The 8,356-nt window shown below is 36.2% G+C and carries 5 protein-coding genes and 1 pseudogene; 5 read left to right on the top strand and 1 reads right to left on the bottom strand.

Annotation, left to right across the window (positions count from 1 at the left end; genetic code table 11):
• From K9V48_RS26305 to K9V48_RS26290, 4 genes and pseudogenes are all read left to right on the top strand, one after another.
• Positions 1-292 (top strand): annotated as a pseudogene (locus tag K9V48_RS26305) (IS110 family transposase); the annotation flags it as partial.
• 985 nt (positions 293-1,277) lie between these two features.
• Complete coding sequence (locus tag K9V48_RS26300) at positions 1,278-2,642, top strand: SLC45 family MFS transporter (RefSeq protein ID WP_224142047.1); 1,365 nt, start codon at positions 1,278-1,280, stop codon at positions 2,640-2,642.
• Between the two features lie 73 nt (positions 2,643-2,715).
• Complete coding sequence (locus K9V48_RS26295) at positions 2,716-3,750, top strand: LacI family DNA-binding transcriptional regulator (RefSeq protein ID WP_224142046.1); 1,035 nt, start codon at positions 2,716-2,718, stop codon at positions 3,748-3,750.
• A 60-nt stretch (positions 3,751-3,810) separates the two neighbouring features.
• A complete protein-coding gene (locus K9V48_RS26290; protein WP_224142045.1) occupies positions 3,811-5,484 on the top strand; it encodes a glycoside hydrolase family 13 protein in 1,674 nt (557 codons plus the stop codon).
• 323 nt (positions 5,485-5,807) lie between these two features.
• Here K9V48_RS26290 and K9V48_RS26285 read toward each other — a convergent pair whose 3' ends face one another.
• The gene (locus K9V48_RS26285) at positions 5,808-6,440 is read right to left on the bottom strand and encodes a recombinase family protein (protein ID WP_224142044.1); all 633 of its coding nucleotides are present in this window, start codon (positions 6,438-6,440) and stop codon (positions 5,808-5,810) included.
• A gap of 505 nt (positions 6,441-6,945) precedes the next feature.
• Here K9V48_RS26285 and K9V48_RS26280 point away from each other — a divergent pair.
• A complete protein-coding gene (locus K9V48_RS26280; RefSeq protein ID WP_224142043.1) occupies positions 6,946-7,743 on the top strand; it encodes a hypothetical protein in 798 nt (265 codons plus the stop codon).
• Positions 7,744-8,356 lie beyond the last annotated feature (613 nt).

Genomic DNA, 8,356 nt, shown 5'->3' with positions numbered 1-8,356 from the left:
CAAGGGACAAACAAGGATTACGAAGCGAGGTAGAAAGAAACTTCGTGCTCTGTTGTTCAGAGTCTGTATGATACTCGTTGCGAAGAATTCAGCTTTTAAAGCACTCCATACCTATTATACACAACGACCTGACAACCCATTGAAAAAGATGCAATCTCTGATCGCCTTGTGTAATAAGCTCATACGTATACTCTTTGCCATAGGTAAAAAACAATTTGAATTTAGTGAAGAAAAGGTGTTAAAGGATATTCCTCATATGGCAGTATCAGAGAATGTGAAAATAGCCGGTTGATTATGTTTTAGATTAGATTAAGTAGTAAGTAGTTAGGTACTAAAGGTTCGGATACATTTGAAGCACGGATTAGTCAGTAAAGCAACAAAACTTCGGGTAAGGCCCCTGTGGGCCAGCGTAACTGACATCCACCTCATGGAAAGGTTGGACGAAGGAATTTGAGAGCGAGGACTCTGTGAGGCATGGGAGGGTTGACCTCCATGAGACATGTGGACATCCACCAGTGCGATCATATTTTTACTAATTACCCAGTTTATGTAAGTTGTTAGTTAGTAAGCTATGAGTCTTTTTTCTTCAAATGTCCAATTTTATCCTTATAATGTATCTTTATCCATACAGAAGATAATTTTTAAAACAAGACTACTATGAAAATCTAAGAAAACAGAAGAAATCGTTAGATTTTACATTCTTTATTGAGGGAGATTGTTGAGGATGTAGTTTAACATTAATAGTGGGGAACCGTATCATAAGTAGGAAGATGAGCTTTATTTAGTGGAATCTCGCTATCAGTAATTTCATAGGTATCAACCATTACCAAATTCAATTCATTAGATGGATACTCCATATTTTTCCTATGACAACGATTGATTGGTCTTTTTCTTCGACGTCATTATTAACAATGACTTCCGGAATTATATTGTTATTACCCATGCGATTTTATGCAAACGATTGCACTATCTTGCAAACTGATATATAATACTTATTGTTCGAATGTTAACTATTTTATTATCAAAGTTTAGTTATACATATAATCTAACTCTTTACGCTTTTGTAAATAAATCTCAATTCATAATGCAAACGGTTTCGTTATGTTTGCGGATTATCAAGGGTATTAAGGAGTTACATAGTAGTTTGAATGCGATTGATTTGCAGGCGGGAAGGTATGACATTTTCTTCCTGCATAAGTGCAGCAATGACTATCACCAAAAAGGCTTGGGGATAGCCAAGGATTCTAATACTTTATAGGTTACAGGAGGTAAACGTTATGCTTGAAGCAAAATCGGTAGACAATCATGAAAATGAATCTAAACAATCACTGCCTAATTTACCAATTAGTACGATATGGATGATTAGCTTTGGATTTTTAGGTGTACAAATGGCATTCTCATTGCAAAGTTCAAATATGGGGCGTATCTTCCAGACGCTTGGTGCCGATCCGACGCAATTAGGCTTCTTCTTTATTCTGCCGCCACTGGCAGGTTTAGTTGTCCAGCCAATCGTGGGGTATTTATCGGATCGGACATGGATGCCACAACTAGGACGTCGTATCCCGTACCTAATTGTGGGTACCATTGTGGCAGTAATTGTTATGTTCCTGCTTCCGAATGCTGGTAGTTTTGGCTTTGGTTTCGGGTCAGTGTTGGCCCTGACCTTTGGTGCAGTCGCTATTCTTTTTATGGACTTATCATCAAATGTTGCAATGCAGCCATTCAAAATGATGGTTGGTGACATGGTTAACGAAAAACAAAAAGGGTTTGCCTATTCGATTCAAAGTTTTCTATCAAACAGTGGTGCTGTATTAGCTAGTATTTTCCCTTTTATCCTAACGATAATGGGTGTGGCTAACAGTGCGCCAAAGGGTGCTGTACCACCGTCTGTTGTCATTTCCTTTTATGCAGGGGCAGTCATCCTGATTATTTGCAGTGTGTTTACAATAGTTAAGGTTAAAGAATATCCGCCAGCTGAATATGCTGCATATCACGGTATTACAGAAGAGTCGAATAAAGGGAAAGTAGGCATGCTGCAATTGCTTCGTAACGCTCCCAAAGTATTTTGGACCATTACTGTTGTGCAATTCTTCTGCTGGATGGGGTTCCAATATTTATGGACATATGGTACAGGTGCAATTGCAGCGAATGTTTGGAATACGGCTGATCCAACTACAGCTGCTTACCAGAGTGCTGGTAACTGGTTTGGTGTGCTGTCAGCTGTTCAGGCAATTGGAGCCGTACTGTGGTCACTTGTGTTGACCCGAGTACAGAGAAATAAGCGTAAACCTGCATATGCTCTTAGTCTGGTTCTTGGAGGTATCGGCTTTAGCTCCGTATTCTTTATTCATAATCAATGGGCACTAATTATTTCGTTTGCCTTGATTGGTATAGCTTGGGCGGTAATGATGACTTTTCCCTTTACGATTCTTACAAATGCCTTATCAGGAGAAAAAATGGGAACATATCTTGGATTATTTAATGGCAGTATCTGTTTACCGCAAATCATTGCTTCTTGCTTAAGCTTTATTCTATTCCCAGCAATAGGATCATCGATGCCTGCTATGATTTTAATTTCAGGTATTCTGCTTATCATTGGTGCACTATCTGTTTCCATAATTAAAGAAACAAGTGCCAACTAATTAATCATAAATTTAAGCATGAGTGGGTTAACTATTGTATGATTACTAGAAAACAGAAAAAGGTGTTATACATATGGGAGTTACAATTAAAAATGTAGCAAAGGAAGCAGGTGTTGCTGCATCTACCGTATCACGTGTAATTTCAGATAGTCCCCAAATTAGCGACGCAACAAAGCGGAAGGTCCGTAAAGTTATGGAAGATATGGGTTTTTATATAAATCAAAATGCACGTAATCTTGTACAGCAATCAACAAAGACAATTGGTATCGTCATGAAAAACTCGATAAGCGAATCACTGAATGATCCATTTTTTCCAGAGGTTTTGCGTGGCATCAGTGCCTGGTGTCACAAGCAGGATTTCAGCATCAGCTTAACGACAGGTGATTCCAACGAGGAGATCTTTGAGGATACCGTCAAAATGGTTCAAGGGAAAAGGGTGGATGGCATCATCGTATTGTATTCCAAACAGGATGATAAAGTGGTGCCATATCTTACCGAATGCGGATTTCCCTTTGTTGTCATCGGCAGGCCATTAACAAATGCAGGTGAAATAACCTATATTGATAATGATAACGTAAAGGCTGCTCGAGACGCTGCAGAATATCTAATAGATATGGGACATGAAAGGCTTGGATTTATTGGCGGATCGCTTGAATTTGAAGTAAATAAATATCGTTTGCAAGGATTTAAAGAGGCGGTATTACTAAATAATTTAAAGCTGGCAGAGGATTATATTAAAAATCCAAAGACAGCCGAGTCCGTTAGGCAAGCCGTTTATGAGCTGATGGATATGGATAATCCCCCTACTGGTCTCGTCGTAACAGATGATTTAATCGCCTTAAATGCATTAATTGTATTAAGGGAAAAAAACATAAAGGTACCAGACCATGTAAGTATCATTAGCTTTAATAATACACAGCTCACTAATTTTACTAACCCGACCCTGACATCTGTTGATACACAAATCTTCCAATTAGGTTATGAATCAGCAAGATGTCTTATAGAAGAAATAAAAGACCCATCACAGTTTAAGAAGCAGATTATTATTCCAACTATTATTGTGGAAAGAAAGTCAACGCTCCCTCTAAACAGCAGGGAAAATATTTGATTGTATTGGCCAGACTTTGTTTAAAATATTGATGGCCTTGTCTGACAAGGAGGAAATGAAATGGAAAGAAAATGGTGGAAAGAAGCGGTAGCATATCAAGTTTATCCACGGAGCTTCATGGATTCGAACGGAGATGGGATTGGAGATATTCAAGGTATCATTTCCAAGCTTGAATATCTACAGGAGCTCGGTATTGATGTTATATGGATTAGTCCAATTTATAAATCTCCAAATGATGATAATGGGTATGACATTAGCGACTATAAAGATATTATGAGCGAATTTGGAACAATGGCTGACTTTAATGAGTTATTGGAGGAAACACATTCGCGTGGGATGAAGCTTATTATGGACCTTGTGATTAACCATACATCTGATGAACATCAATGGTTCATTGAATCAAGAGCTTCAAAAGATAATCCATATCGGGACTATTATATTTGGCGTCCAGGGAAGGAAGGTAAGGAACCGAGTAATTGGGAATCCATCTTCGGCGGATCTGCCTGGGAATATGATGAGCAGACAGATGAATACTTCCTGCATGTCTTCTCAAGAAAGCAGCCAGATTTAAATTGGGAAAACCCGAGAGTGCGTGAGGATTTATATGAAATGGTTAATTGGTGGCTCGATAAAGGGATTGATGGTTTCCGTGTTGATGCAATCTCCCATATTAAAAAGGCCCCTAATTTTCCAGACTTACCGAATCCAAACAAACTGAAATACGTTTCCTCCTTTGATAGACATATGAATCAAGATGGTATTCAGGAATTTTTAGAAGAACTGAAAAAGGAAACATTTGATAAATACGATATTATGACCGTTGGGGAAGCTAATGGCGTTAGTGTCGATGAAGCAGATGAATGGGTAAGTGAAGAAAAAGGTAAGTTTAATATGGTCTTCCAATTCGAGCACCTAGATCTTTGGGGAAAAAGCAGCACAGGTGGCCTCGATATTCATTCATTAAAAGAAACGCTGACAAAATGGCAAAACGGTTTAGATGGTATTGGCTGGAATGCCCTATTCCTCGAGAATCATGATCAGCCCCGTTCTGTTTCCTCTTGGGCAGATGATGATGAATATAGAGTCGAATCCGCAAAGTGCCTAGCGACGATGTACTTTCTGATGCAGGGTACGCCTTTTATTTATCAGGGACAGGAAATAGGCATGACGAATGTTCAATTCCATTCAATTGAGGATTATCGAGATGTGTCGTCAAAAAACCTTTATCAAAGTGAAAAAGAAGCTGGTAAAACGCATCAGGAAATCATGGAGATTATCTGGAAAAATGGACGGGACAACTCCAGAACGCCAATGCAGTGGAATAACGGGGAGAATGCAGGGTTTACAACAGGAACTCCTTGGATAAAAACGAATCCAAATTACGAGGATATTAATGTGGCAGATTCATTGCAGGACCCGCTTTCGGTTTATGCTTATTATAAAAAGCTGATTAATTTAAGAAAACAATACGATGTACTGGTTTATGGGCATTATAACTTAATCTTGCCTGAGCATGATAAGATTTATGCTTACACAAGATCACAGGATGATGACATGATGTTAGTAATAACGAACCTTTTCTCCGAAGAAGCAAGGTTCACCATGCCGTCAGAACTAAAGGATCTTTCATATGAGCTATGCCTTTCTAATTATGATGTAGATTTAATGGAAAATGTTAGCGAATTTAAGTTAAGACCATATGAAGCACGAGTATATAAATTAAATCGTAAATAGTTAAGGACAATAATGGGCGCTGACTTTATCAGCGCCTTTTTCATAGCAAAATTTGCATGCAAAAGTAAATGATTGAGCAAAGAGTTTGAGAATTTACTTATTATTTTCAATAGAAGCTATACTTCCTTGGGATATGTTGAATTATTAAATATTGAAATCATAAATTTTAAAGATATATCAATTCGCTTGGTCTTATATAATGTATTACGTGGCTATAGGTCAAGACGATAAAGAATCAATGGAGTTTCACAAAGATAATATAGATGAATCAATCGCCTCGTTAGATAAACAATTTAAATAATAAAGAAGGATAGTCTTAATGACTATCCTTCTAATGTTCCTTCATATTCCTTTACGATCTTATAGAAAGTATTCTTTTTTAGTTGAAGCAAATCAGCAAACTGTACACCAGTAATATTTTTATTCGCCCATGCTTGATAGTTATTTTCTAATTTCTGTCGTTGATCTTTTGAAAGTGATTGTAAATTGAATTGTGGTCTACCTAAATGCTTACCCTTTGCTTTTGCTACTGCTATGCCTTCCTTTTGACGTTGTAATATCTTATTTCGTTCCTGCTCGGCTACATATGCAAGTAATGAAAGGAATTGGTCTTCCATGAGTTTACCCATACCACCCATGTTTTTAAATTTGCGACTATCGAAAAGAGATTCATTTTCTAATACGATAATATCAGCGTTTATTTCTCTAGTGATATGCTTCCATTCCTTTATAATCTCATCATAATTACGTCCTAAACGGTCTAATGCGTCTATGTAAACTAAATCCCCTTCACGAATGACACCCTTCATAGCTTTATATTGTGGTCTGTCAAAGTCTTTTCCACTTTGCTTATCAATGAAAGTAAAACGATCTTCAATGCCTAACGTTTTCATTTTTGTAACTTGTCGGTCAATGTTTTGTTCTTTGCTAGATACTCGAATATACCCAATATTCATTAAGTATCAATCCTTTAACGTTCTATTTAATACTCTTATGATATCTAATTAGTTTATAAAGGTCAACTATGTATTATAAACGTTTAAAATATATTTTAATAACCTTTACAAACGCAAAAAAGCACCGGTTGTTTATATCCTTAAAGGTATACCTTTAAGGATGGAATTTGTTCGTCTAAGTGTAGCTTTGAAATAAAGTCGTACTGTTTATAAAAAAGATGTACCGTTTTAAAGAAAGTCATACCGTTTGTAAAAAAGATAAGTCGGAATTATCTACACTTCAGTTTTTCTTATTGAACTGACGGGGCAGGCAAAATATACTTTACAAATAGAATAATTACTCTTTTTTATTTCACTAACAGGTGTTTTAACGTTGCAATGGAGATCGATCAAGAGGTTTTGTCAAAAGGAGTCAAGCGCTTCATTCCTTTCAGGATTGTTGGTTCCCATAGGAGGACATAATCATTGAACACCAAAAAGTATGAATCTAGAAAGGTGAAAATTTATGGATAAAAAGGAACAAGTAACATTAAAAGTATGGAATGATAAAATATCTATAAACATTATGGGGATGAAGAAACTAGCATTTGTAGACCACACTCCTGAAATGTATGACCTAATCAAAAATGCAAGATTTAGAATTCCTGAAACCGAGGAAGCTAAAGAAAATTACAAATATCCGTATTCAAAGGAATATAAAAAAACATTACATCAGATCTCATTTGATTATTATTTCGGGGAAGAATTGCGGAAAGAAGCATATAGTAAGGATTATATAATTGAGCATCTTGATAATGATGGATTTAATTGTTCAATATCAAACCTTTTTTTATTGAAGAAAATTAAAAATACTTATAAAGGCTGGAATTTTGACAAGGTAGTAGATAATAGCAAGCATATTGCAGCGCTGAGGATATATCATGTTTTAGAAAATAGAACATTTCAAATAACCATTGCATTCAATGAGTTATACCACAATGATCACACTGGAAAGTCACTTGAAAAAATTCGATTGCTCTATCCGTATAATTATGAAATTGTACTACAGGATGCTGAACAAATAATTGAAGCTATATCAAATAGAGAAAATATCAACTTCGAAAGATGGAAAGAAATCTACAGGTTTAAAGATATTCGTATCGAGTATGCACCTGAATTACAATTAACGGAAGAAGAGGAGAAACAACCACCTGGTTCATTAGTGATAAGAGATGGTCATTACTATTTGCTTGTTGGGAAAACTGATACTTCAGTTGGACTCATCACCTCGATACCATATGATAAAAATTGGAACATTGAATGAATAAAAGTGGTTAATGGTAAACTTTGTGATGGAATACTTAAACTAAAGGGGGCTTTTGTTGAAGAAGGAACAAAAAATGATCAAACCTTTTTATAAAAAATCATTCAATTTAACATAAGAAGAACATGTTTTGATTAATCTTTTTTTCAAAACATGTTCTTTTCTTTTGTTCGTTTATCAAGATTAATAACATTGTTTCAATTAAATTTTATTTCAAAGCTACACCAAGTGCTACTAGCACTTAACGCTGTACCCCTAGAAGATCAATGCCATTTTCTACTGAGAGCGCCTTAAGGCGTTTTATTTGCCTTGAAGGCAAATAACGGTTGTAGAATTCGGGGCTACTGTGGGTTTTGAATAAAGTTTAACCGTTTAGAAAAAAAAGATAAACCAGAATTTACCATATCTATAAAGGAGGGATTTCGGTTTTTCTTGTGGATTAAGAACTTGTTAAGTGATAATAAAGTTATTCCATTAAAGGGCCATTGGATCTGAGTCAATATCTTGGACACAAATAAGTTAACTTTTCATGCTGATTGATGAAACTGATCTTCTACTTCTTGCGGCGTCTGAAAGTTTAATTGGCCGTGAATACGTCGGCGATTATACCAGC

It is taken from the genome of Metabacillus rhizolycopersici, from assembly GCF_020075705.1.
Note: the sequence above shows the minus strand (reverse complement) of the source record. Positions and strands in the feature narration are given on the sequence as shown.

Coding starts and splice junctions, on each gene's coding strand:
- K9V48_RS26300 (WP_224142047.1), top strand. CDS start 1,278: ATGCTTGAAGCAAAATCGGTAGACAATCATGAAAATGAATCTAAACAA.
- K9V48_RS26295 (WP_224142046.1), top strand. CDS start 2,716: ATGGGAGTTACAATTAAAAATGTAGCAAAGGAAGCAGGTGTTGCTGCA.
- K9V48_RS26290 (WP_224142045.1), top strand. CDS start 3,811: ATGGAAAGAAAATGGTGGAAAGAAGCGGTAGCATATCAAGTTTATCCA.
- K9V48_RS26285 (WP_224142044.1), bottom strand. CDS start 6,440: ATGAATATTGGGTATATTCGAGTATCTAGCAAAGAACAAAACATTGAC.
- K9V48_RS26280 (WP_224142043.1), top strand. CDS start 6,946: ATGGATAAAAAGGAACAAGTAACATTAAAAGTATGGAATGATAAAATA.